General features: G+C 61.3%; 20 protein-coding genes and 1 pseudogene. 13 read left to right on the top strand and 8 right to left on the bottom strand.

Going from position 1 to position 25,158, the window contains the following annotated elements:
* Positions 1-50 precede the first annotated feature (50 nt).
* The 6 genes and pseudogenes from GMO_RS12485 (at position 51) to GMO_RS12510 (ending at position 5,743) form a co-directional block, all read left to right on the top strand.
* Positions 51-311, top strand: coding sequence for a twin-arginine translocase TatA/TatE family subunit (locus GMO_RS12485; protein ID WP_040509658.1), 261 nt, complete (start codon positions 51-53; stop codon positions 309-311).
* The gene (locus tag GMO_RS12490; RefSeq protein WP_008852797.1) at positions 311-937 is read left to right on the top strand and encodes a methylthioribulose 1-phosphate dehydratase; all 627 of its coding nucleotides are present in this window, start codon (positions 311-313) and stop codon (positions 935-937) included. The genes GMO_RS12485 and GMO_RS12490 overlap by 1 nt, the downstream gene beginning before the upstream one ends.
* 4 nt (positions 938-941) lie before the next feature.
* Entirely contained in the window at positions 942-1,496 is a 555-nt protein-coding gene (locus tag GMO_RS12495; protein ID WP_008852798.1) for a 1,2-dihydroxy-3-keto-5-methylthiopentene dioxygenase, read from the top strand.
* Between the two features lie 23 nt (positions 1,497-1,519).
* Positions 1,520-2,199 (top strand): annotated as a pseudogene (gene mtnC / locus GMO_RS12500) (acireductone synthase).
* Positions 2,196-3,119 carry a bifunctional riboflavin kinase/FAD synthetase gene (locus GMO_RS12505; protein WP_008852801.1) on the top strand — a complete coding sequence of 308 codons (924 nt, stop codon included), beginning with the start codon at positions 2,196-2,198 and terminating at the stop codon, positions 3,117-3,119. The pseudogene mtnC and the gene GMO_RS12505 overlap by 4 nt, the downstream one beginning before the upstream one ends.
* A gap of 221 nt (positions 3,120-3,340) precedes the next feature.
* Positions 3,341-5,743 carry a TonB-dependent receptor gene (locus GMO_RS12510; protein WP_040509661.1) on the top strand — a complete coding sequence of 801 codons (2,403 nt, stop codon included), beginning with the start codon at positions 3,341-3,343 and terminating at the stop codon, positions 5,741-5,743.
* Between the two features lie 58 nt (positions 5,744-5,801).
* Here the strand turns inward: GMO_RS12510 and GMO_RS12515 are convergent, their stop codons facing one another.
* Both GMO_RS12515 and GMO_RS12520 read right to left on the bottom strand, forming a co-directional pair.
* The gene (locus GMO_RS12515) at positions 5,802-6,590 is read right to left on the bottom strand and encodes a tetratricopeptide repeat protein (protein ID WP_008852803.1); all 789 of its coding nucleotides are present in this window, start codon (positions 6,588-6,590) and stop codon (positions 5,802-5,804) included.
* A 115-nt stretch (positions 6,591-6,705) separates the two neighbouring features.
* Positions 6,706-7,677 (bottom strand): TraB/GumN family protein, encoded by a 972-nt coding sequence (locus GMO_RS12520; RefSeq protein WP_008852804.1) that lies wholly within the window; start codon positions 7,675-7,677, stop codon positions 6,706-6,708.
* Between the two features lie 367 nt (positions 7,678-8,044).
* Between GMO_RS12520 and GMO_RS12525 the strand changes: the two genes are divergently transcribed.
* The 6 genes from GMO_RS12525 to dld all read left to right on the top strand — a co-directional run bounded on the left by GMO_RS12525 (position 8,045) and on the right by dld (position 16,381).
* On the top strand, positions 8,045-8,386 hold the full coding sequence (locus GMO_RS12525; protein WP_008852806.1) for a hypothetical protein: 342 nt from the start codon (positions 8,045-8,047) through the stop codon (positions 8,384-8,386).
* Positions 8,387-8,609: 223 nt separating this feature from the next.
* Positions 8,610-11,468 carry an isoleucine--tRNA ligase gene (gene ileS / locus GMO_RS12535; protein WP_008852807.1) on the top strand — a complete coding sequence of 953 codons (2,859 nt, stop codon included), beginning with the start codon at positions 8,610-8,612 and terminating at the stop codon, positions 11,466-11,468.
* Positions 11,468-11,989: a signal peptidase II gene (lspA, locus tag GMO_RS12540; RefSeq protein ID WP_050801485.1), complete on the top strand. Its 522-nt coding sequence runs from the start codon at positions 11,468-11,470 to the stop codon at positions 11,987-11,989. The genes ileS and lspA overlap by 1 nt, the downstream gene beginning before the upstream one ends.
* Before the next feature lie 43 nt (positions 11,990-12,032).
* Positions 12,033-12,605: a DUF3035 domain-containing protein gene (locus tag GMO_RS12545; RefSeq protein WP_040509668.1), complete on the top strand. Its 573-nt coding sequence runs from the start codon at positions 12,033-12,035 to the stop codon at positions 12,603-12,605.
* An 86-nt stretch (positions 12,606-12,691) separates the two neighbouring features.
* Positions 12,692-14,569 carry a DNA mismatch repair endonuclease MutL gene (gene mutL / locus GMO_RS12550; protein WP_008852811.1) on the top strand — a complete coding sequence of 626 codons (1,878 nt, stop codon included), beginning with the start codon at positions 12,692-12,694 and terminating at the stop codon, positions 14,567-14,569.
* Between the two features lie 81 nt (positions 14,570-14,650).
* A complete protein-coding gene (dld, locus tag GMO_RS12555) occupies positions 14,651-16,381 on the top strand; it encodes a D-lactate dehydrogenase (protein ID WP_008852812.1) in 1,731 nt (576 codons plus the stop codon).
* A 21-nt stretch (positions 16,382-16,402) separates the two neighbouring features.
* Here the strand turns inward: dld and GMO_RS12560 are convergent, their stop codons facing one another.
* The 5 genes from GMO_RS12560 to GMO_RS12580 all read right to left on the bottom strand — a co-directional run bounded on the left by GMO_RS12560 (position 16,403) and on the right by GMO_RS12580 (position 22,953).
* Complete coding sequence (locus GMO_RS12560) at positions 16,403-18,508, bottom strand: TonB-dependent receptor (RefSeq protein WP_139064478.1); 2,106 nt, start codon at positions 18,506-18,508, stop codon at positions 16,403-16,405.
* A 177-nt stretch (positions 18,509-18,685) separates the two neighbouring features.
* Entirely contained in the window at positions 18,686-19,150 is a 465-nt protein-coding gene (locus GMO_RS12565; RefSeq protein ID WP_040509671.1) for a DUF2946 family protein, read from the bottom strand.
* A gap of 237 nt (positions 19,151-19,387) precedes the next feature.
* On the bottom strand, positions 19,388-20,284 hold the full coding sequence (locus GMO_RS12570) for an EamA family transporter (protein ID WP_008852817.1): 897 nt from the start codon (positions 20,282-20,284) through the stop codon (positions 19,388-19,390).
* 2 nt (positions 20,285-20,286) lie between these two features.
* Positions 20,287-22,308: a DNA topoisomerase IV subunit B gene (gene parE / locus GMO_RS12575; protein ID WP_008852818.1), complete on the bottom strand. Its 2,022-nt coding sequence runs from the start codon at positions 22,306-22,308 to the stop codon at positions 20,287-20,289.
* Between the two features lie 69 nt (positions 22,309-22,377).
* Positions 22,378-22,953, bottom strand: coding sequence for a hypothetical protein (locus tag GMO_RS12580; RefSeq protein ID WP_040509721.1), 576 nt, complete (start codon positions 22,951-22,953; stop codon positions 22,378-22,380).
* Between the two features lie 314 nt (positions 22,954-23,267).
* On the opposite strand from GMO_RS12580, the gene GMO_RS12585 reads away from it, so the two are divergent.
* Positions 23,268-23,834, top strand: a complete 567-nt coding sequence (locus GMO_RS12585; protein WP_040509722.1) for a hypothetical protein — start codon at positions 23,268-23,270, stop codon at positions 23,832-23,834.
* 126 nt (positions 23,835-23,960) lie between these two features.
* On the opposite strand, the gene GMO_RS12590 is transcribed toward GMO_RS12585, so the two are convergent.
* Entirely contained in the window at positions 23,961-25,109 is a 1,149-nt protein-coding gene (locus GMO_RS12590; RefSeq protein WP_040509674.1) for an OmpA family protein, read from the bottom strand.
* Positions 25,110-25,158: the final 49 nt, after the last annotated feature.

Raw genomic sequence — 25,158 nt, forward strand, 5'->3', positions numbered from 1 at the left:
CTCCAGCCTTGCCACATGAGGAGAGCCTTGGCTTTTCGGAGTATGACACTATGGGCAGTATGAGCCCCGTTCACTGGCTGATTCTGGCGGTCGTTCTGCTTGTCGTGTTTGGCGGCGGTGGCAAGATCAGCGGTCTGATGGGAGACTTCGCGAAGGGTATCAAATCCTTCAAGAAGAATATGGCGGATGATGAATCCATGAATGCGCCGGAGGCGAACCCGCAGCCTCCCGGACATATTCCGCCTCCCGGTCAGCAGCCGTCCGGCTACAGCCAGACGACCAGCAGCGACACGCACCGCACACAGGTCTGATGCGGCAGTCCATGACGGACGGAACATGGGTTTCCGCCGCGCGTGACATCGTGCGCGCAGGCCAGCGTATGGACCAGAGCGGCTGGGTTCCGGCCACGGCGGGAAACCTGTCGCGCAGGCTGGAGGATGGCCGTATCGCCATCACCCGCTCTGGCTGTCACAAGGGCTTCCTGACGGAAGACGACGTGATCGGAGTCCATCCCGACGGTACGCCTGTCCGTGACGGTGACCGCTCGAGCGCCGAGACCCTGCTTCATACGCAGCTCTACGCCCATGATCCGTCCATCGGCGCCGTCTTGCATGGTCATTCCGTTGCGGCCACCATCCTTTCGATGGATGAACCCACGCGCGCCCTGACATTCTCGGATTACGAGATCCTCAAGGTTTTCGAGGGACAGACCATGCACGCGGCGACTCTTACTCTGCCGCTGTTCGACAACGATCAGGACATCGCGCGTCTTGCTGATGTCGTGGCGCCGGAACTGCCGAAGATGCGGATGGGCTACCTGATCCGCGGTCATGGCGTCTATGTCTGGGGCAAGGACATGTTCACGGCGCTGGCCCGGCTCGAAGGGCTGGAGTTCCTGCTGGCGTGCAAACTGGCCCGTCTTCAGAAAAAAGGCTGATCCCATGAGCCGTCTGACTGTTTACCGGGACGACAGGCCCGACGCGATTTTGCTGGATGTCACGGCACCCAGTGAGATGGCCGAGACACTGCGCCCGCATCACATCCGCTTCGAGCGCTGGACCCCGCCCATGACCCCTCCGGCGGATGCGCCGGCCGGAGAAATCCTGGACGCTTACCGTCCCTATCTCGATACGCTGATGGGTGAGACCGGCGCGGGCAGTGCGGATGTCGTGCGGATCAATAGCCAGACTCCGAACATTGCAGAGCTCCGGAAGAAATTCCTGTCCGAGCATACCCATAGTGAAGACGAGGTCCGGTTCTTTGTGCATGGGAAAGGGGCGTTTATCCTTCATATCGGCAGCAGGATCTATTCGGTTCTGTGCGAACAGGGTGACCTGATCTCCGTTCCCGCTGGCATTCCTCACTGGTTCGATGCCGGTCCCAGTCCTGATGTTGTAGCGCTGCGCGTCTTTACGGATACAACCGGCTGGATCGCGCAATATACCGGTGACGACATTGCCGAACGTTTCCCGGCGGAAATTCCTGCTGGCGTCTGATAAAAATCACCCGAAAGTCCGACATGATCCGTCTCGTCCTGCTTGATATCGAAGGCACTACCCTGCCGATCTCTTTCGTGCGGGACGTCATGTTTCCCTATGCCGCCAGAGCGCTTCCGACCCTGCTGGAAGACCATACCGATTCGCAGGTGGTGGCCGCGCGTGCGGATATTGCCGTGGAATATCCCGGTGTCGATCCGCTGAAGGTCTGTCAGGACTGGATGGCGAAGGACATAAAGGCCGCTCCGCTCAAGACCCTCCAGGGCATGACATGGCGTGAGGGCTTTGAAGACGGCACGCTCCGGGCCGCGCTTTACCCCGATGTCGCGCCGACCCTGCAGGACTGGGCCAGGGGGGGCTGAAACTGGCGGTCTATTCATCCGGCTCCATTCCATCGCAGAAACTGCTCTACGGCCACACGGAACAGGGCGATCTGACGCCACTTTTCGCGGATTTCTTCGACCTTTCCACGGGAAGCAAGAAGGAAGCCTCATCCTATGCGAAAATCGCAGAAGCCGTGCGGCTTGCGCCGGCGGATATCCTGTTCCTCTCCGATATCGGGGGCGAACTGGACGCCGCGCAGGATGCGGGCCTGACCGTCTGCCAGATCGTGCGGCCACAGGACGGAACGGTTCCGCATCCTGGTGTCCCGCAGGCCCCTGATCTCGATGCCGTCACCACAGCCTTTCACCTGCCGTCATGATCCTGCATACCGACTGGCGGAATATTCCTGACACGGCGCGCGGGACTGTCGCGGCGCTGGGCAATTTCGACGGCGTTCATCGCGGTCATGTCCATCTGCTGCACGCTCTGCATACCGCGCGGCCGGATCATCCCCTGTCCGTCGTGACGTTCGAGCCTCATCCGCGGGAACTGTTCCGTCCGCAGGACCCGTCCTTCCGCCTGATGCTTGCGTCTACCCGGGCCGAAACGCTGGGCGAGCATGGCGTACAGCATGTGTTCCAGATCCCTTTTGACACGCAACTCTCCCATCTGAGTGCAGGGCAGTTCGTTCAGGATATCCTTCTTGAGGGGCTTGGCGTGTCCCATGTGGCCTGTGGCGGCGATTTCGCCTTCGGTCACCGCCGGACAGGCAATGTCGAGACGCTGGAAAACATGCTCGCCCCGCATGGCATTGGCCTGACCGTCGTTCCGCAGCTTACAGATGAAGGCGGCCCGATTTCGTCCAGCCGCATCCGACGCCTTCTGCAGGAAGGGTATCCCGAGCGTGCTGCCGAGGAACTGGGCCGTCCGTGGTCCGTTGTCGGCCCGGTCATGCATGGTGACCAGCGTGGCCGCCTGCTGGGTTTCCCGACAGCCAATGTTCCGCTGGGCCGTCTGCTTGAGCCGGCCCGCGGTGTCTATGCCGTACTGGTCACGTTACCGGACGGCCGCGTACTGCCTGGCGTGGCCAATATCGGCCGCCGCCCGACCATCAATGACGGACAGGAAAGTCGGCTCGAAGCGCATCTCTTCGATTTTGACGAGGACCTGTATGGTCAGACGCTGAGTGTGGCCCTGCTGGCTCTCCTCCGTGAAGAAAAGCGTTTTTCCGGTCTTGATGAACTCAAGGCGCAGATCGCCCGCGATGCCAGGAAGGCCCGCGACATTTTCGGCTGCTGAACGGCCTGTCATTCCGGTAAATCATTCTGTTTCCTGCTGAAAACAGGCGCTGAACCCGTGCGTGCGCCGGGGGTATCCAGACGTTCTGTGTCATTCATGTCACAGAACGTCTTTTATCTGTCTATCAGATGCAAATTCTTCGCATTTGCTTTTGTGGGGTTATTGAGAATCAGTCGCACTTGTTTTTTAAGAATTCCAACAGTTTGTTGGGAAACGTTGTCATGCCATCCAGAATATCCGGTTGCTCTCTTGGTCGTCTCTCGCTTGCGGCTGCTACCAGCCTGACGCTGGCCTGGACGACAGTCTCTTATGCGCAGGACGTCACGCATGATCCGAAAGCGCCACGGCACAAGAACAACAGGGGCGCATCCCGTTCGGGGCAGAAAAAGGATACCCCGCGGCCGGCCGCTGCCCATGATGCGCAGAAGAAAAAGGATGACAGGCCCGGAGCGACAGAAGCAGGTTCCGTCGAGCATCTGCGTGTCGTCGGTTCTCCGATGAATACCCTTCAGGAGCCGATCGGTCTCGGCCGGATGCCGCAGGATGTCCTGCATACGCCCCAGACCATCAATGTGGTTCCGAAAATCCTGATGGAGCAGCAGAACGTCAAATCCCTCGACGAGGCTTTGCGTAACGTTCCCGGCGTGACGTCCTCGGTGGGAGAAGGGGAAGGTGGCATGAGCGGGGACCAGTTCCTGATCCGCGGCTTCCAGGCCCAGAATGACATCTATGAAAACGGCCTGCGGGATTTTGGCGTCTATACCCGCGACAGCTTCGATTACGACCATATCTCCGTCATCAAGGGGCCATCTTCGGAAGTCTTCGGAAACGGGACAACGGGGGGCGCCATCAACATCACCACGAAGGTTGCCCATCTCGGTGACAGTTACAGCGGCGGTTTCTCGGGCGGTTCGGGCCAGTATTATCGCGGTACCCTCGATTTCAACAAGCAGATCGGCGAGTCCACGGCCATCCGCATCACGGGCATGGGGAACGAGAACAATACTGTCGGCCGTGACCATCTTTATTCCCACCGCTGGGGCATTGCGCCGTCCATCGCCTTCGGTCTTGGCAAGCCGCTGACCTATACGATCGAATATTTCCACCAGACCGATAACCGCATTCCCGATTACGGTGTTCCGGTCGTCACGAAGCCCGGCACGTCCATCGGCCTGCCTGTGACGGAATACGGCATCAAACGCACCAACTGGTACGGCACGACCTATGATCAGGATGCCTCCAACGTGGACATGCTGACCGGTCGCATGAAATACGACATCAACAGCCATATCACGCTGTACAATGATACGCGCGGCGGCATGTACGAGCGGTATTTTTCGTCTTCCCAGGCGTCCTGTGACGCTACCTGTACCGCGGCGTATTTTGGCAGCGACCCTTCTTCCGCTATGATCAGCCGTCGTGGCGGCGTTGGCGGGCCGGAGCCCTATCAGCAGAATGACTGGTCCGTGCAGAATGTCTTTTCGGGTGTGGCGCGTTTCTCGACCGGGAGCATCAGGCATCAGATGATTGCGGGATGGGATGTCTCCCATGTTTACGACCGCCGCACGAACTATGCCTATAATTTCAACGGACAGAACGGCACGCAGAAAGACACCACAAGCCTCGTCAGTCCCTCGGCCTATCAGCCTGGTCTGCTGCTTGGCACGGTCGGACAGTATGCAGGCAATCTCGTCAATATTTCCGGGGTCGGGCATGCCTTGTACAAGACGGGTGACGCTACGGATGTTGGAGCGTTCTTCTCCGAACAGATGTGGCTTCTGCCCGTCTTTTCCATCAAGGGCGGTTTTCGCTGGGATCACTGGAACAGCCATTATTCCGCCAATGGCGGTACGGCTGGGAACGGGGAATCCTTCGGGCAGGATCAGGATACTTTCAATCCGACCGTCAGTCTGATGTACACGCCCAATGACAATACGATGGTCTATTTCAACTGGGCACAGTCCACGACCCCGCTGGGCCTGTATGTCACCAACAGTTCCGAACCCCTGAAATCCTCTACCGAAGGCTTCAAGCCTGAACGCAGCAGCCTGTATGAGCTCGGCGCGAAATATAACGCATTCCACGGTCGTATGGGCTTCGCGGCGTCCGTCTTCCGTCTAGAAAAAGGCAACTCCCTTCAGACGGATGCTGCGACCGGTGACGTCACGTCTTCCAGTGACCGGCAGCGCAACCAGGGTGTCGAACTCAGCATCTCGGGCGAGATCATGAAGAACTGGACCATGATCGGCACCTATGCCTTCTATGATGCCAAGACGCTCGCCGGGACGGCGGCGGATGTGGGCAAGCGGATCCAGTATGCGCCCAAGAACTCCGCCACCATCTGGTCCACCTACACGTTCGCTCCGGGCAAACCCTATAATCTGATGTTCGGTGGCGGACTGACATGGCGCGAAGGTGTCTGGCTGGACGCGGCCAACACGGCGCGTGTTCCCGCCACAGTGGAATGGGATGCCGTCATTTCCCATAACATCACCAAGCGCTGGCGCGTCGCGATGAACGGCTACAATCTCGACAACCGCCTGAACTATGGCAGCCTGTTCAGCAACCGCGCCACGCCCTCTATCGGGCGTTCCTTCCTCTTCAACATTTCCGCCAATTACTGAGATTTTCCGGGACCGGAGAGGCGCCGGTCCCGTTCTATTTCGCCTGGGACGGGATGTCTTATTCCGGCGTTGTCCTGTCCGACGGGTGTGCGGGGATTGCAATACCCATCTCCGCAAGCCGTGCATGGACTGTTTCCAGAAGGGCGGCATCCCCGCGTGGCCCCAGTGCGGTCAGGGTCCGGTCCATGGCGAGAAGAATGTCGGACGTCGCATCCACGACGGCCCTGCGCCACCATTCCAGTGCCTCCCTGACATGTCCGGCGTCCAGAAGGGCGGTCGCATGATTGTGCTGGCCACGGTAATCGCCTCCTTCCGCTGAACGCCTGTACCAGTCCAGCGCTGCCGTGCGGTTCTGCCGCACCTCCCATCCTTCCTCCAGAAACCGTGCATACAGGTTCATGGATTTCGGATGTCCGTTTTCCGCCGCCGTGCGGAACAGGGTGAGCGCGCGTCTGAGGTCCTGATCCATCCCGATCCCGCGCATGGTCAGAATGCCCAGATTGTACCGTCCCCATTCATCTCCCGCCTGCGCCGCGGCGTCATAGCAGCGCGCGGCCTCCTGGAGATTCTTTTCGCATCCCCAGCCAAACTGGAAGCACCGGCCCCGCATGTTGTGGCCGGAGCCGTATCCGGCATTGGCCGCGATCGTGAACCATTCCAGCGCGGCAACCGGGTCCTTGGGAACGTGCACGCTGTCCAGCAGCACCTTCCCCCACAGGACGATCTCCAGATGGTGCCCTTTCAGCGCCTTTTCCCGGATTTCCTCGATCTGCGGCGGGAGCACGGACGGGGCAGTTTGCGGGGAAGGGGAAGAACTGCGCAGAAACCGCCGGACGATACGTTTCATTGTTCAGAGGCGCCTGTCATGGGTCGGAAGAAATTCCCGCCGATGATACTGCGTCCTGTCGCCCGTTCCCAAGAGCCAATCTGCCGTAGCAGGCTGGTCCGGCGCCGATCCTGCTTCACGCGGGTTTTGGCAGAACCTGTTCCACGGCGAAGCCCTGCTGGCGCAGCAGGGCGGGCAGTCCTTTTTCACCGATCATGTGCAGTGATCCCACCCCGACGAACAGGGTATGACCGCTCTCATGCAGGCTGGCGATTTTCTGCGCCATGGGGCCGTTGCGCCCATCCAGCATTGCGGTCATCTGGCGGCGTTCGGCGGGCGTGTTCAGGCAGTCGCACCATTGCCGGTAATGGTCCAGCTTTTCCAGATTACTGCTGTCCCAGAGGCCAGCGATGACCAGAAGGTCTTTCCGTATTCTGCCGGTCTCCAGTCCGTGAAGGGTGTCGTCAATATCGGCGTCCTCATCCGCCTGACTGTCCCCCACGAGCAGCGCCCACTGGCTGCTGGCATTTTCCAGCGCGACAAGTGGTTTTTTCATGCCCCTGGCCATGCCGGTCAGGATGGCATCAACTGCATAGTCGGGATAATAGCCGTCAGACCGCGCCGACACGGCCGTCAGCCCCGCTGCTTCCAGACCGACAGCCATATGTGCAAACCGTTCCGCCGGGATGCAGTCCAGCGCGGCGAACCGGTCCAGCTTCGCCTTGCGGCCTGTTTCGATCAGATGACGCATACGAGCCGGATCTTCCTGCCGCTGCAGTGTCCTGACCGTCTCCGGATCGTTCATGTTCAGTTCGAGAGCGACGGTATCGCTTTGCAGAAGGGTGGTCCGGACGGTTGGTCCCGGGAGCAGCCAGTCCCGCCGACCGACATGAAGTGTCCCGTAAAGCCATGAGGAATGACCATTCTTCGTGATCTTCCACAGGAAACCCCTGTCTTTCGAGATGGCCAGCATATGGGGCAGTTCCGTCGGGGACGGAACGGTCACGGGTGCCGGACAATGCGCATCGGTCTCGGGAGATGGGGCGCTCCATCCCGCAACGGGAACGGCGCACAGCGCGAAAACGGCCACCACAAAGGCTTTTTTCATGAAAGGTCATCCCGGTTGCGAACACGCCGCCCGCAGGCGGGAGGCCATGATTTTGCAGGATGTGGGCAGAAAGGGAAACCGCTCCGTCAATATTCAGGACCGTTCCTGACGCTCTTGCCGGTTGTCAGACAGGAAAATGCGGGACCGTCTTTAATACTGACTGTCAGGCTCGCCCAGTCCCGGCCTGCAATGTATTCTGCGGGTAATGACGATCGTGCACGACAGAGTCCATCCGGATGATCTGTTGGTCGATGCGGAAAAGGACGGTAGTCTTTCCAGAGCCGTTCGGAACACGAACACTTGCAGACCATTCGATGCGCTGTTCCGGTATTATGAAAACGGGCGTTCAGGTTGAGGAGAGAAGAAAATGCTGATGATTTCGTTGCTGTGCTTCACCCTGACCGTCATTGCGGGTGTCTGGCTCGGCATCAAGGCCATGGAAGCCAGGCGCCCTCCCAGGGCCCTGACACCGGTTCACGTCCTGTCCGCCTCGGCCGGAGCGGTCTTCCTGCTCGTCGCTCTGAATCAGGGGGACAGCAGGCTCCTGCTGAACGTTGCCCTGGCGGTCGCCATCGCGGGGTTCGGTGTGCTCATGAGCTGGGCGCGGCGGCGGGGATATGTGATCGTTCCGCTCTACATGTGTCATGTCCTTCTGGCGGTCATGTTCTATCTGTCACTGGCCTGCTTCGCGCTCTTTCCGAAGTTCTGAAAACCGTTTCGTGGCTTCGCGCTGATCCTGGAAGGCGACCGCCTTTTCCGGGCGGCCGACAGAGAGGACAGGATTTCCGGAGCCGCCGGCTGTTCGCGCAGAGCCTTCCGGATGCGGAAATCTCCGCGACATGCCAGCTTCCCCCTTCCGAGACTTGACCATTCTGCGTCCCGCTCTCCATATGGGTTCCCTTTTTGTGAATGATTGAAGTTGGCCCGTCCCCATGTCCGACAACAGTACCAACAAGACCGATAACGCCTTCAGGGAACAGCAGGACCGCTACCGCGACACCGTCTTTCTGCCTCGCACCGGTTTCCCCATGCGGGGTGGCCTGCCGAAGCGCGAACCGGAGACGCTCGCCCGCTGGGACGCGACGGACCTAGACGGAAAGATCCGTGACGCCGGGAAGGGACGCCCGGTCTTCACGCTGCATGACGGCCCTCCTTACGCCAACGGGCACATTCACATCGGTCATGCGCTGAACAAGATCATGAAGGACGTCATCAACCGGGCGCATCGCATGTCCGGTTTCGAGGTCCGTTATCTCCCGGGCTGGGACTGTCACGGTCTGCCGATCGAATGGCGCATCGAGGAGCAGTACCGCAAGGCTGGCAAGGACAAGGATCAGGTTCCGCTGCTCCAGTTCCGTGCCGAATGCCGCCAGTATGCGGCGGAATGGGTGCAGAAGCAGGCCGAGGATTTCAAGCGCATCGGCGTGCAGGCGGAATGGACGAACCGTTATGTCACGATGGATTTTGGCTCCGAAGCCAAGATCGTGGACGAAATCGGCAAGTTTCTCCTGAACGGAAGCCTCTATCGCGGCCTGCGTCCCGTCATGTGGAGCCCGGTCGAAAAGACGGCGCTGGCCGAAGCCGAAATCGAATATCACGACATCGATTCCACGACGATTTTCGTGGCATTTCCCATCATCAAGGACCCGACGCCGGCGCATGCGCTGACCGGTGTCTCCGCCGTCATCTGGACCACGACGCCCTGGACCATTCCGGCCAACCGTGCGCTCGCCTACGGGCCGGACATCACCTACGTCGTCCTGCGTGTGGACGAGACGAACGAGAACAGTCTCGTCCCGCAGGGCGCGAAGCTCCTCATTGCGGAAGAACGGGTTGAGGCCTTCTGCGCGGAAACGGGCATCGTTGCGCACAACATCCTCTACACCCTGCCGGGAAGCGCGCTGAAAGGCGCGGTCTGCGCCCATCCGCTGCGCGGGCGGGGGTACGAATATGACGTCCCCATGCTGCCGGGGGATTTCGTTACGACCGACGCCGGTACGGGCCTTGTCCACATGGCTCCGTCCCACGGTCAGGATGACTTCCTGCTCTGCCGGGAATACGGCATCGAAGTCCCGGAACTGGTTCAGGATGACGGCCGCTACGCCCCGTGGGTGCCGCATCTGGAAGGGATCCATGTCTTCAAGGCGGCCGATCCGGTCTGCGACCTGCTGACGGAAGCGCGCCAGACCGCCGAACATGACGGCGCTCCTCCGACCGGCCTGATGGGACGCAGTACGGTCCGCCATTCCTATCCGCATTCCTGGCGGTCCAAGGCGCCGATCATCTTCCGTGCCACGCCGCAATGGTTCATCGCGATGGACGGACAGACGCATCTGCGGGAAAAAGCCCTGAGCGCGCTGGACAATGTGACGTTCGTGCCGGAAGCCGCGCGCCGCCGTCTGACCTCCATGATCGAACAGCGGCCCGACTGGTGCATTTCCCGCCAGCGCGCCTGGGGCGTGCCGATTGCCGTCTTCGTCGAGAAGCGGACGGGTGAGGTCCTGCGTGATGCCGCAGTCATGCAGCGCATCGTGGACGCTTTCCGCACGCATGGAGCTGACATCTGGTATTCCGCCGACCCGGCCACCTTTCTTGGCCCGGATCGCAATGCCGAGGATTACGAGCAGGTCTTTGACATCGTGGATGTCTGGTTCGAGAGCGGTTCCTCCCATCGCTTCGATCTGGGGCAGGAGGGACTGAACTTCCCGGCGGATGTCTATCTGGAAGGTTCGGACCAGCATCGCGGCTGGTTCCAGTCCTCCCTGCTGGAAAGCGTCGGTACGCTCGGTGTCGCGCCTTACAGGGCGCTGGTGACGAACGGGTTCGTGCTGGACGAGCAGGGCCGCAAGATGTCCAAATCCCTGGGCAATGTGGTCGCACCGAAGGATGTGACGGAAAAGCTCGGTGCGGACATCCTGCGCCTGTGGGTCCTGAATTCCGATACGAACGAAGACCTGCGCATTGGCAACGAGATCCTCAAGCAGCAGGGCGAACTATACCGTCGCCTGCGCAACACCCTGCGCTGGCTGCTGGGCGCTCTGGACGGATTCACGGAAGAAGAAGCCGTGCCTTATGCCGAGCTGCCTCCGCTGGAGCAGTACATCCTGCACCGCCTGTCCGAACTGCGGGGCCTGATCTCGCGTGCGGTTGAGACGCATCAGTGGGTTGGTGTCTATCCGGCGCTCCATGGATTCTGCACCACGGATCTGTCGGCGTTCTATTTCGACATCCGCAAGGATGCGATCTATTGCGATGCATTGTCCGATCCGACGCGCTGCGCTGCGCGGACGGTGCTGGATATCCTGCATCGCGCGCTCTGCACCTGGCTGGCGCCTGTGCTGGTCTTTACGGCGGAAGAAGCCTGGGGCGCGCGGTTTGGCGATGACGAGAGCGTTCATCTGGCCCAGTTCTTCGAGCCGCAAGCCGAATGGCTCAACCCGGAACTTGGCAACCACTGGGATGATATCCGGGCCTACCGCCGTCTGGTGACGACGGAATTGGAAACGGCCCGACGCAACGGGGTGATCGGATCGTCGCTGGAAGCCAGCGTCACGCTGCCCATGTCGCAGGAGGAAGCCGAGAAATTCGGTGTGGTGGACTGGGCGGAACTGCTCATCACCTCCCATGCCGAAATCGAGCTGCTGCCCGGTGAAACGGTGCATGGCGGTCCGCAGGTCGAACGCGCGCCGGGCCATAAATGTGCCCGGTGCTGGAAAGTCCTGCCGGATGTCGGCACGAACCCCGCGCATCCGGCGCTGTGCTGCCGCTGTGCGGACGTGGTGGACGGCTGATGGCGCCTGTCCGTTCCGACAGGGCCCGTCTGCGCCGTTCTGCGCTGGGGCTGCTTCTGCTGGTTCTGGTCCTTGGGTTGGATCAGGCCAGCAAGGACTGGATCCTGTATGTCTATCATCTGCCGGATCGCGGATCTGTTCCGATTCTGCCATTCCTGAACTTCACCATGGTCTGGAACCATGCCGTGACCTTCGGCATGTTCGGTGGGCTCGGTGCGCGGGGGCCGTGGGTGTTCTGCACGGTTTCACTGATTGCCGTCGTGCTCCTGCTCTGGACCATGACCCGGACGAAGCGTGTGCTGGTGGCCGGGGCCTGTGGCGCAATCGCGGGCGGGGCCATTGGCAACGTCATTGACCGCCTCCGTTACGGTGCCGTTGTGGACTTTCTGCATGCCCATGCCTTTGGCTGGTCCTGGTACGTTTTTAACGTTGCGGATTCGGGGATTGTCTGCGGCGTGGTGGTCTGGCTGATCGACTCTCTTCTGGCGGAGCGGCAGGCTGCGACGGGGCAGGGGCATTGAGGAACTTGCCCCCGCGCGATGCGGACTGTAGGAGTGTTCCATCATGACCGCGTCCCAGGGGCTCTCCATGCGTCGTTACCGTCTCTCTGCCGCCCGTCTCAGCGCCCGGATGGGTGTCGTTGCTTCTGTGGGGCTACTGCTTTCCGGCTGTTCCGGCAGCGATGTTTCGCGCGCCCTAGGGCTCCAGCGTTCCATGCCGGACGAATATACCGTCACCACGCGTGCACCACTTTCGATGCCGCCTTCGGAAAAGATGCAGCTTCCCGGCGCCGCCGATGCGCACCGTCCGGATGAAAGCCCCCGGATGCAGGCGCTCGAAACCCTGTCTCCCGATACGGCGGTGCATCCCAACGTGGGAAGCAACAGCCCCGGGCAGTCCGCTCTCGTCGGGCAGGTGGACAAGTCGGCGGAAGGGCCGAACAACGCCGAACTGGGCGCGGCTGATGCGGGCTTCGTGGACAACATTATGTTCTGGAAGGGCGGCTCCGCCGGTTCCGTCGTCGATGGGGACGCCGAAAACCGTCGTATCCGTGAGAATTCCGCCCTTGGACGCAATGCGGCCACCGGAGCGACGCCGACTGTCCGCAAGAAAGGCCGTGTCCTCGGCGTCTTCTGATCCCGGAAACGCTGTCTTCCATATCCGGCGTCTCTCAGGGATGCCGGCGGAACGATCTGCTGCCGTCCAGATCATGAAGGACCGTCATGTCTGAGACTTCTTCCCCCCGTTCCAGCATCCGTCGTCTTTCCGGGCATGTCATTGACCTGATCGCCGCAGGCGAGGTCATCGAGCGGCCAGCCGCAGCCCTGAAGGAACTGGTCGAGAACGCCATTGACGCGGGGGCGACGCGCATTTCCGTCGCACTCCGGGGTGGCGGAACGGATCGGATCGACGTCACCGACAATGGCTGCGGCATGACGCCCGCTGAGCTTGAACTGGCGGTCGAGCGTCACTGTACTTCCAAATTGCATGACGAGCATCTGGTCCAGATCCGCACGCTCGGCTTCCGGGGCGAGGCCCTGCCGTCCATCGGAGCGAGCGCCCGTCTTTCCATCACGTCCCGCACGCCGGACGCGGACACGGCCTGGTGCCTGAGGGTGGACGGCGGTGTCATCACGCCACCGCAGCCCGCATCCGGTCCGGCTGGCACGCGGATCGTCGTCACGGACCTGTTTTTCGCCACGCCCGCGCGCCGCAAGTTCCTCAAAAGTGCACGGGTGGAGGGTGGCCATGCCGAATCCGTGATGCGGCGTCTGGCCCTGTCCGCGCCGCATTGCGCCATGCGGGTGACGATGGATGACAGGCTCCTGTTCGATCTTCCGGAACAGAGCCCGATCGCCCGGACCGCCGCCATCCTGGATACGACGCCCGAAATGCTCCTGCTGCTGGACGAGCAGCGCGGCGCCGTGCGGCTGTCCGGTTTTGCCTGCGGACCGGCCCGGACGCGCGCCACCGGGGCCGGGCAGTTCATTCTCGTCAACAACCGCCCCGTCACGGATCCGATGCTCAGGACCGCCATTCGCGTGGCCTATCGTCCCGTGATCGAGCGGGGGCGTTTTCCCGTCATGGCGCTGCATCTGAAGGTCCCGCTGGAGCGGCTGGACGTGAACGTCCATCCCGCCAAGACGGAACTCCGTTTTGCCGATGAAGCAGAGGTCCGAAGTCTCGTGATCGGTGGTCTGGGGCGGGCGCTGGGGCATGGGTCCAGCAGGGGCGGCGGACTGCATGCCAGCTTTGGCAGTCGCCCGCGTCCCTCCATTGCCTATCCGCCCCGACCGGACAGGGCGGCCTTGGAAGAGCGTCTGCCGGCCTTTACGGCGGAGCAGGATGAACAAGACGGGACGCCTTTGCCTCCTGCGTCCTCGGCCATTTTCGTTTCGTCGGACGTCAGCCTGCCGCGCCGTGAGGGCTTTGCCGAGACGGATCAGGAATTTGCGCCTGCGGCCCGCGTCCCGCGCCAGCCTGAAGCGCTGGATGCCGCTTTTCCGCTGGGCGCTGCCATCGCACAAGTTTTCGACACCTACATTATCGCCGTGGCTCCGGACGGTGATCTCGTCCTCGTGGACCAGCATGCGGCCCATGAACGCCTGACGCATGAGCGCCTGCGCGCGCAGTACGCCAGCGGGCACCTTCGGTCACAGGCGCTTCTGCTGCCCGAGGTCGTGGATCTGCCGCGCCGGGAAGCCGAGGCGCTCCTGGCCTGCACGGAAGACCTCTCGAAACTGGGGATCGAACTGGAATCCTTCGGTCCGGGCAGCGTCCTGCTTCGTTCCGTGCCGGCCCTTCTGGGCACGAAGGACGTACAGGGGCTGCTGCGGGACATTGCGGATGAACTCGCGGATGATCCTGCCCTCGATGCAGGCAGTACGGACAGCTTTTCCCATCGTCTGGACGCAGTGATCGCGCGGATGGCCTGTCACGGCAGCATCAGGGCGGGCCGTCGGCTCAAGCCGGAAGAAATGGATGCCCTTCTGCGCGAAATGGAACGGACGCCACGCGCCAATACCTGTTCACACGGAAGGCCAACATGGCTGAAATTGACCCGTAATGAACTTGAACGCCTTTTTGGTCGCGTTAAATAACACAGAAGCTTGAAATACGGCTGAAGCATCCGTGTGCTAGATGCAGTGCCAATAACTTTGCCGGAAGGGATAGACAATAGTATGTCAGCGCCATCACGGGCAAACACAAAGGCCGAAAAAGCATCGTTTATTCATTCTTTACGGAATGTCGTTGGTAAAAGACATGTTCTGACCCGTCCGGGCGCTACGTACCGCTTCCGGAAAGGCTTCCGCTTCGGAATGGGGAACGTGCTTGCTGTCGTGCGCCCTGCCAACCTGATCGAACTGTGGCACACCGCCAGGCTCTGCGCGGAAAGTGACCGGATCATCATCATGCAGGCCGCCAATACCGGCCTGACAGGTGGTTCCACCCCGGATGGCAATGACTATGACCGGGACATCGTCATCATCAGCACAAACCGTCTTGATGGTATTCATCTGATTGGTGGCGGAAAACAGGTTGTCTGTCTGCCCGGCTCGACTTTGCATGACCTTGAAGAGAAACTGGCGAAGGTCGGACGCGAGCCGCATTCCGTCATCGGGTCGTCCTGTATCGGGGCTTCCGTTCTCGGCGGTGTCAGCAACAACTCGGGCGGCGCGCTCCTTCAGCGTGGTCCGGCCTATACGGAGATGGCGCTGTTCGGCCAGATGGGGGAGGACGGGAAACTCCAGCTCGTCAATCATCTGGGCATCCGGCTGACCGGCGAGCCGGAACAGATCCTTTCTGCTGTTCAGGAAGGTCGGCTGGTGGACAGCACCGTGGACTGGAACGCGGGCCGCGGTCACGACGCCAGCTACGCCACGCATGTGCGCGAGGTCGATGCCGACACGCCGGCCCGGTACAATGCCGATCCGCATCGCTGGTACGAGGCTTCGGGCTGTGCGGGCAAGCTGGTCGTGTTCGCCGTGCGGCTGGATACGTTCGAGGCGGCGAAGAACCCCGCGGTCTTCTACATCGGTACCAACAACACCAGCGACCTCGAAGACCTGCGCCGTCACATGCTGACGCATTTCGATGAGCTGCCGATCGCCGGCGAATACATCCATCGCGATGCGTTCAATATTGCGGAGGAATATGGCAAGGATACTTTTGCCGTTATCCGCTATTTCGGCACGCGCTATCTGCCGATGTTCTTCAGCATGAAGTCCCGTTTCGATGTACTGGCGCAGCGTCTGCCGCTCATTCCCAGTCATTTCAGTGATCTGGCGATGCAGTTCTTCAGCCGCTTCCTGCCCAAGCAGCTTCCGAAGCGGATGTGTGACTACCGGGACCGCTTCGAGCACCATCTGATGCTCAAGGTTGCCGCTGATCTGACGGATGAAACCCGCCAGTATCTGACCGAATGGGCCTCCAGCACGGGCGGGGAGTTTTTCGAATGTATGCCGGATGAAGGCAAGCGTGCGTTCCTGCACCGTTTTGCCGCCGCTGGCGCCGCCGTCCGTTACCGTGCGGTCCATACAAAAACGGCCGAAGACATTGTGGCGCTCGACGTGGCTCTGCGCCGGAATGACCGGGACTGGTTCGAGACCCTTCCGGAAGATATCCAAGACAAGCTCATCGTCAATCTCTATTATGGCCACTTCTTCTGCCACGTAATGCACCAGGATTACGTGGTGAAGAAAGGCTTCAGCGCCATGGAGGTTGAACATTCCATGCTGCCGGGTCTGGACGCCCGTGGGGCGCGCTACCCGGCGGAGCACAACGTCGGTCATCTCTACAAGGCGCCGGACGAGATGATTGCGCATTATCGCAGTCTAGATCCGTGCAACTGCTTCAATCCGGGGATCGGCATTTCCACCAAGAAGCGCAACTGGGTGGCGGAGAGCGTCTGACCCGCTCCCGCGTTCTTCGCGTCAGAAGGAGGCGGTCAGGTTCATGTTGAACGACCGCCCCATGCCCGGCAACGGCCCCAGAATACCCGTCGCGTCATAATCGCCCAGTGAGAGGCCGCCGAGCGGCAGGTAATATTTCTGGTTCAGCACATTGGCCAGTTCCGCATTGAGCGTGAAATACCGCCATTTGTAGCTTCCTCCCAGACCCAGAAGAGCATAGCCGGGCGTGCGCGGTTCATTGCGCAGCCAGTCCACCGTGCTTTTGGATTTCACCAGCGTGACCTCCACGCGGCCGGTCCAGTTCTCATAGGTCTCATGCACGCCGATGACACCATTTGTTGGCATCTGATGGTACAGGCCGGAATGCGTGACCAGATCCTGGCCCCGCACCCAGTTGACGTTCCCGACCAGTTCTCCCCGTCCGAAGGCCTTCGTCTCCCAGAGCCGGAGGGCGCCCGACGCATTGATGCCATAGCTCTGGGCATTGTGATTGACGAAGCGGAGCATGGACAGGCCGTTCGAGAAGCTCCCGATCCGGCGGACGTTTATGTAGTTGTGGGTGTAGGTGTAATAGGGCTGGATCTTCACGTCCCACCGCTTCGCAGGGGTAGGATCATGCCAGTTGATCGTCACGCTGGCGGTATTGGCGACTTCCGGCGTCAGGTTGAGGTTGCCCACATACCCGTTTCCGTCGCCGAACCACCCGATCATGCGTGTGGACATGCTGCCCATGCCCCAGGCATAGCGCTCATACAGGTTCGGGGAACGTGTCTTGCGGGCATAGCCGCCCTCGATGGTCAGGCTGTCGAGCGGATGCCAGCGGCCGGTGGCCGTGACGTCGAAATTCACATCCGTCCGTGCGCGTGATGCCGCGTTGAATGCTTTTGCCGCCATGGTGTCGGCCATGGACATCATGCCTGTCCAGGAATAGGGCGCGACCTGCCCCGTATTCATCATGACCAGATCACTGCGAAATCCGAGCTGCGTCGAAAAGCGGGGGAGCCACTGTGCGTCCCATTCCGCGTAATGACCCAGACGGTCCCGGTGGCCGTTATTGATGTTGTGGAAGGTTCCCGGCCCCATCATCATGCTGCCCTGAAGGGGCGGCCACCAGTCATTCAGGCCGTTATGATCAAAGGAACTGCCGAGGGTCAGCTTATGTTTCAGACCCAGCGGAATGGTGGCTTTCAGGGCATATCCCGCCGTCCGCTCATCCGTGTTCATGGGCATACCGGTCGTGGCGGAGTGGCCGCCCTTGTCATCCAGCATATCCATGACATGCGAGACACGCTGCCAGAAGCCACGAGCTTCCAGCGTGCCCCAGTTGAAATCCCCCTTGTATTTCCCGTTCAGGAAGGTGGAGCGGTTGTTCGTCATGTCCATGTACTGGTTGGGAAACCCCTCGTAAGGGATGTCCTGCTGACCGAAGGTCAGGGCCAGAAGGTGATTGGCCTTCTTTACTCCCAGTGTGACGGCATGGTTGAAGCTCAGGTAATCCGTTGAACGCACCTGCTGGTCGTTCCCGCCCGAACGGTAGTCGCTGGCATGGGAATAGGAGGCGGTGTAACGCAGGCTGAGCGTGTCATTCGCAACGGTCAGGGAGCCGGAGGCGCCGGAGCCACCGCCATTGCTGCGATAATCACCCCGCACGTGGCCGGTGACGAGGATATTGCCGCTCTGGGCGAATTGCGGGTCCCTGCGTTCGATCTGGACCGTGCCGCCCGTGCTGTCACCGCCAATGCTGACCGGGGTGATCCCCGCAATGGCGACCGCTTTGGAAACACTGTCCGGGTCCACATAGGACATGGCGGGGTTCATGTGGTTGGGGCAGGCGGCGGCGATCCGCATTCCGTCCACTTCCGTCGCCACGCGGTCATCCGCCATCCCGTTCAGGACGGGCAGGGCGGACACTCCTCCTGCCGAATAGGTGCTGTATCCCAGCGACTGGTCTAGCAGATGCGCGGTATCGGCGCTTGTGGTCTGGGGATGGTGCACGCCGGTGACGGTCAGCTGTTCGGCGGCTGTCGCTTCCACATCCGTTGTGGAAGTCTGTGCAGTCTGTGGTGTGGATACGCTCTGGGCCGCAGCCAGAACAGGCAGCGCGCATCCCACGATGAAAACGGACATGGCGTGCAGGCGACGCCAGCCCTCGGCTCTGGAAACCGGGATCATGATCCATTGTCCTCAGCGGTGCTGAAAGAACCGGCCAAGGCGGATCATCTCCCGGTGCGCACGGATTTCTCCTGTAAAAAGGGGAAAAGCACGTGCCGGTGACGATCCTGCCGCAGCCGGAAAGACGTTCGTTCAGACGGCGAGGGGCGGACCGCGAGAGGGTGGAAGAAAACGTGCGGTGGCAGGCGGCGCACGTGGAGAACCGGGACGGCTCTGTCGGGACTGTATGATGAGCCCGGCACCGGGAATAACGGGCAGGACCGTCAGGATAACTGCCAGAAGTTCCAGCAGGGGGCAGAGCGGGCAGGCGCCGTCAGGGGAATGGACGTGATGATGATGACCCATCATGTGATGATGACCCATCATGTGATGATGACCCATCATGTGATGATGGGAGGCTCTCATCATCCCGGAACTGCTCATGCCCGGTGCGATGTCGATGCCCGTCAGGCGCTCGATGGTTGCCCGGGGTGCTTCTCCCGGATAGGCGCAGCCCTGAAGAACGAGCTGCCCCAGAAAACCCGCCAGAATCAGAACGACAAGAGCCAGCACGCTGGCTGGTGACCGTCTGTTCGGAAAGTGGGACGTGCGGGACATGACCGGCGCATCAGACGTCCGCGCCAGTCTCCGGTCAAGAGGGAGAAATAGGGGCGGGGCGTATTTTCCGCCAGTTTTCGGCTGGTGAGGATTTAGAAAAGCGGGTCTGTCAGTGATCGCCGGCTCTGGGCAAGAGAAGCGTCGGGACCGGAGCATCCGTTTCGGTAGGGAATGCCCTGAGTCCGCTTGATGCGGGTCACGGCGGCGTCCGGCCAGTCTGTTCTCAAGGGGCCGCGTTTAATGCGCTGTGGTTTTTTTCCGTCCCGTCAGCACGTTCCCGGCTGAGGCCACGACAATGCACAGGACACCCAGCCACCGCGAGGCGGAGAGCGCTTCGTGCAGGAAGACGAACCCGGAAACTGCGCCCAGCATCGGTTCCATGCTGAGGAGGATGCCCAGATCACGGGGTGTCAGGCGGCGCATGGCCATCATGTCGAGGATATAGGGCACCGCCGAGGACAGGACTGCCACGCTCAGCGCCTCACCCCCCTGCCAGGGATGATGGACAACAGCCGGGAGGACGGGAATCAGGCAGGGCAGCAACAGGATGCCCGCCGTCGTCATGCCAAGCGTGGTGGCGACAGGGGCGGGAAACATGTTCCCCATCCGGGTCCCGGTCAGGATATAGATGATCCATCCGCATCCACTGAGCAGAGCCGCGGCGATCCCGAACAGGTCGAGGGAATGAAACCCTCCGGTGGCTGCGCCTTCCGGGCGGAGCAGCAGGTACAGCCCTGCAATCACGAACAGCGTCCAGCACAGATCCAGCCATCGGCGTGATCCCGTGAGGGCAAGGGTCAGGGGGCCTGTGAATTCCAGCGCCACCACGATCCCCAGCGGCAGCCGGACCAGCGCGACATAAAAGCAGAAATTCATGATCGCCACGGATGCGCCGTAAGGGATCAGCAATTTAAGGCGTTCGGTCGTCAGCGTGCCCCGCGTGGGCCGCCAGATGCAGAGCAGGATGACAGCGGCCAGACACACGCGCAGCCCGACCATGCCCGTTGGGCCGAAATACGGGAACAGACCCTTGGCCAGCGAAGCTCCGATCTGGAAGGAGGAAATCCCTCCGATCAGGCAACCGACCGCTTTCAGCTGGTCATGACGTTCATGGGGCTGGACAGTGCTGTTCACACTCAGACGTCGAGCATCTCATCAACGGAACGGGCATGTTCCTGAATGAACCGGAAGCGCAGTTCCGGCCGCCGTCCCATCAGGCTTTCCACGCGTTCGCTGGTGGCCAGCCGGTCTTCGGGCGGCGCGATGACGCGCAGCAGCGTCCGTCGCGCAGGGTCCATCGTCGTTTCCTTGAGGTCCTTCACCGGCATTTCGCCCAGCCCCTTGAAGCGGGACACCTCGACTTTCGCATTCGGCTTGAAATCTGTCCGGATGCGGCGCTCGCGGTCATTGTCGTCCATCGCATAGATCGTTTTCGGTCCATGGGTGAGACGATAGAGCGGCGGCTGTGCGAGATGGAGATGTCCGCGCCGGATCAGTTCCGGCATTTCGCGATAGAAGAACGTCATCAGCAGGGACGCGATATGGGCGCCGTCCACGTCCGCATCGGTCATGATGATGACGCGGCCATAACGCAGCTTCTCGATGTCGAAGGTCGATCCCAGACCGCAGCCCAAGGCTTCCGTGAGGTCGCGCAGCTCCTGATTCGCGCGCAGCTTGTCCGTGGTGGCGGAGGCGACATTCAGGATCTTGCCCCGCAGCGGCAGGACGGCCTGCGTTTCGCGGTCACGGGCCTGCCGGGCCGATCCGCCAGCCGATTCGCCTTCCACGAGGAAGATTTCCGTCTCCGAGGCGTTCTCGCGCGTGCAGTCCGTCAGCTTGCCGGGCAGGCGCAGCTTGCGCGTTGCGCTCTTGCGGGCGGTTTCCTTGACCTCGCGGCGGCGCAGGCGTTCTTCCGCCCGTTCCACCATGAACGCCAGAAGGTTGTCCGCCTGTTGCGGATTGCCGCCCAGCCAGTGATCCGTCCGGTCGCGCAGGGCGCCTTCCACGAGGCGGGAGGCTTCCTGCGAGGTCAGCTTGTCCTTGGTCTGGCCCTGGAACTGTGGATCGCGGATGAAGACGGACAGCTTGGCCGCCACGGAGCCCAGCACGTCCTCGGCCGTGATCGCGCCTGCGCGCTTGACCTTGCGCTGATCGCCCCAGGCGCGGAAACCCTTCACCAGTGCCGCCCGGAAGCCCGCCTCATGCGTGCCACCCTGGGGCGTGGGAATCGTGTTGCAATAGGATGTGAGGGAAGCGGTCCCGCTTTCAAGGAAAGCGACCGCCCATTCCACGCGCCCACCCGTACGGCCATCCGCCGCTACGGGCAGATCTGCCGTCCCGGCCCAGACAGGAGCCAGAAGGGCCGGATCGGCGCCGAGTTCAGCGTTGAGTGCATCTTCCAGTCCGTTGGGGAACTGGATGGTCGCTTCGGTCGGGGTTTCGTCGCCGGCCTTGATCAGTTCAGGATTGCAGCGCCACTGGATGGTGACCCCGCGGAACAGGGCCGCCTTGGAACAGCACATCCGGTAAAGTCGGGCCGGAGAAAAGTGATGGCTTCCGAAGATTTCCGGGTCCGGTGTAAAGCGCACGGTGGTGCCCCGGCGGTTGGGCGCGTTGCCGATCGCCGCCAGTGCGGCGACAGGCGCACCCCGGACGAAATTCTGCCGGTAAAGCGTGCGATCCCGCGCGACTTCCACTTCCAGCTTTTCGGACAGGGCATTGACGACGGAACTGCCGACGCCGTGCAGTCCGCCGGATGTGTCATAGGCCTTGCCGGAAAACTTGCCACCGGCATGAAGCGTGGTGAAAATGACTTCCAAGGCGGATTTGTCGGGAAATTTGGGATGAGGGTCCGTCGGGATGCCGCGACCGTTATCGCGCACCATGAGCGTGCGCGGGCCTTCCAGCCGCACCTCGATGCTGCTGGCATGGCCTGCCACGGCTTCATCCATGGCATTGTCGAGGATTTCGGAGGCCAGATGATGATAGGCGGTATCATCCGTGCCGCCGATATACATGCCGGGACGGCGCCGGACAGGCTCAAGCCCTTCCAGCACCTCGATATCGTGGGCTCCGTATTCGGCCTCGCCGCCCGCTCTGGCGCGGGTGGCCTTGCCTCCGGGTTTGCCCGTCTTGCCTGACTCGAACAGATCGCTCATGTCTGCGTTGTCGCCGCCCCATCACGGAACGTCAAGCGAACGCTGCGGGACAGGGCGACTCTTCCGGTTTCAGGCGCGGTGAAGATGGCGCGACGTGCTGGAAGAACGGCGTGTCGCGGTGCTGCCATGACGCGAATGACGGTCCACACCGCCCGGTGCTTCGCAGCTTTCGTAGGATGCAGGCTGAGCCACGTCCTTTGCTTCGGCGTAGTGAGCCAGATCGGAGCTTGTTTCCAGCGCGTCGATCTCGTCGAACATCGCTTCGCGCTGCTGGCAGAAGACCGTGCCGGATTTCAGGCCGCCAAGGGACTGAATGTCAGCCAGCTGGGTGATGTAATCATCACGTTCGGCCTGCGCGCGGCGGCCATAGGTCGTACGGAAATAGCCATCGAGACGCTTTTCCGCATCCAGAAGGGCCGGGCGGAACTTCGCAACAAAGGCATTGTACCGGTCCTGCGCCTTGCAGGAGAGGGCCGTCACCATCAGTTCGGATTTCAGGCCCTGAACGTCAAAGGCTTCATGTGCCGGCGAGTTGCCGCATTGTGCAGCCTGCGCGTTCACAGGCGCGGCGGCGGCCAGAAGCGTGGAAAAAGTGAACCCGGCAGCGGCCAGGCGCGTAAAGGAAGAACGGAAGATCGACAGCATCGACAGACTCCAGAAGGCCGGAACGGCCACCCACATACAGATCAGCGGATCACCCATGGGCCAGAACCCGCAACCGGGTGATTCCCCATGTGAGAAAGGTGCAGCAAGCACTTAAGGTGCAACATAATTTCGTGGCGGAAAATGGGCGTAGCACAGTTCAAAGGCAATTTATTCCCCTTCGGGCAGAAAATGCCCTCAAACGGAGTCTCCGGACGCCGCACAGGCTTTCGTCCCGTCGCGTCCTGTTCTACATGCGAACGTCTGTCTGCCGCGGAACACGCGGCTTGTCCTGTCACGCTGCGTTGGAGTTGACCGTGCGTCTGCGAGGTTCCGCGATTATCCTAGGCTCGGCATTCGCCGTGTCGCTGCTTCTTTCCGGTTGTGCCCAGAAGCCGATCGTTCAGCGTTCCGTTGCCCCGAATCCTTTCGGTTACCAGAAGGTCTCCGCCGTCTGTCGGGTGTCTCCCGTCACGAGGGCGCCGGATGGCACGATGCACGTCAACATGACGGTTCGCAGCGATGACGGGCTGTGTTCCATTGCTGTCCAGAAGCCTCTCCCCATGGGAGGGAGCTATACCTCTTTCGGCGTCGATCCGGCGCCCGAACACGGCAAGGCCTTCCTCTACAACTACGATGGCCATACCTATGTGAATTATACGCCGGCCACGGCCTATGCCGGCACGGACACGTTCACGGCGGAACTGATTCCCGGCAATGGCGGCAAGCGCGAGCACCTCGTCATCACGGCGACGGTGGACGCAACCGGTGTCGTAGTGGCACGCCCCGCTCCGGTTGCGACGCCCGCTCCGGTAGCCTCAACCTCTACGAAAAAGACGAAGACGACCACTCGGCGTCGTACAACAACGCCCCGCCACCACTGATTCCCGGCGGCTCCGGAGAAACGGGCAGGGAGCAATCCCTGCCCGTTTTTTGTGTGCAAGGCATGAAAAAACCGGCCTTTCTGAACGAAAAGCCGGTTGGAACGGGCGTGGAAAAGAAAAGGCGTTTTACTTGAAGTCGATTTCCACGCGCCGGTTCTGCGGCTCGCGTGTGTCTGCCGCGGTCACGACAAGCGGGTGCTCTTCGCCAAAACCCTGCGTCGTGATCAGGCCGGATGCCACGCCATCGCGGATCAGTTCGGCCCTGACGGTTTCAGCCCGGCGCTGCGAAAGGGCGAGATTATAGGCTTTCCCGCGTTCGCCCGGATGCGCGGCGGAATTGTCCGTGTAGCCATTGATCTGGATATGGGTGACCTGCACGGAGGTCGAGTTCCTGGCTGCCGTTTCCACGATGGCCCGTGCCCGTTCCGTCAGATCTGCCGAGTCCCAGTCGAAGAAGACCAGATAGCTGCGGGTGGGTGAGGGGGCGGGAATCGGCATTGGCGCTGCATGTGGCTTCGGCGGCGGAGGCGCGGGATCGAACTCGTAACGCAGTCCCAGCATCAGGGAATGGTTGAAGTCGGTCCGTGTGTCCCGGTTTCCGTCAGAGAAGCCGGATTCCTTCGTCTGGTCCCAGCCGCCATAGACGCCGTTGGCCGTGGCGTGATGACCGTTCGGACCCAGCATCGTGTAGAAACGGTATTCCGCCGTCGCGGACAGACCCGGAGCACGCGGAATGGGGAAAGAGAGGCCGAACATGCCCTGATAGGCAAAATTCCCGGCCGTCCCGCCAACATGCTGGCTGAACGTGTTGTTCCGTCCATATACATAGGTATTCATGTGCTGCCAGCCGTAACCGATACCTGCACCAAAATACGGGAACACGTAGCGGGAGCCGATATCCAGATCGAACAGCGCATTGGCCATGATGCCGGACTGCTGCTGCCGTCCGCCGGTTGACGAGGGAAACTGGGAGCTGCGGAACTGCTGGAGGCGGTTGTTACGGTAATTTCCCTCGACTTCCACGCGGAAGCCGTTTCCCAGTCCCCAGCCGATGGCTCCGAGTCCGGTCACGCCGGCCTGATAATGGTCACGTCCGCTGGGAAAGACGGGAGAGAGCCGAACGGTCTGATCCTGGTTGAAGCTGGCACCGCCCTCACCAGAGACATAAAGCCCCTTCACTGGCTGCGCCTGTGCCATTCCCATGATCAGCATCGATACGCCGGTAGTGAACCCAGCCCGGACAAGCCAGGTCCGCACAACGGATCGTTGCATCATGTCATTTCTCTCCAACCAACCCAATCTGTTTGTCTTCTTGCCGAAAGAT

Origin of the sequence: Gluconobacter morbifer G707 (genome assembly GCF_000234355.1) — a bacterium.
In the GTDB taxonomy this organism is placed as follows: Bacteria; Pseudomonadota; Alphaproteobacteria; order Acetobacterales; family Acetobacteraceae; genus Gluconobacter; species Gluconobacter morbifer.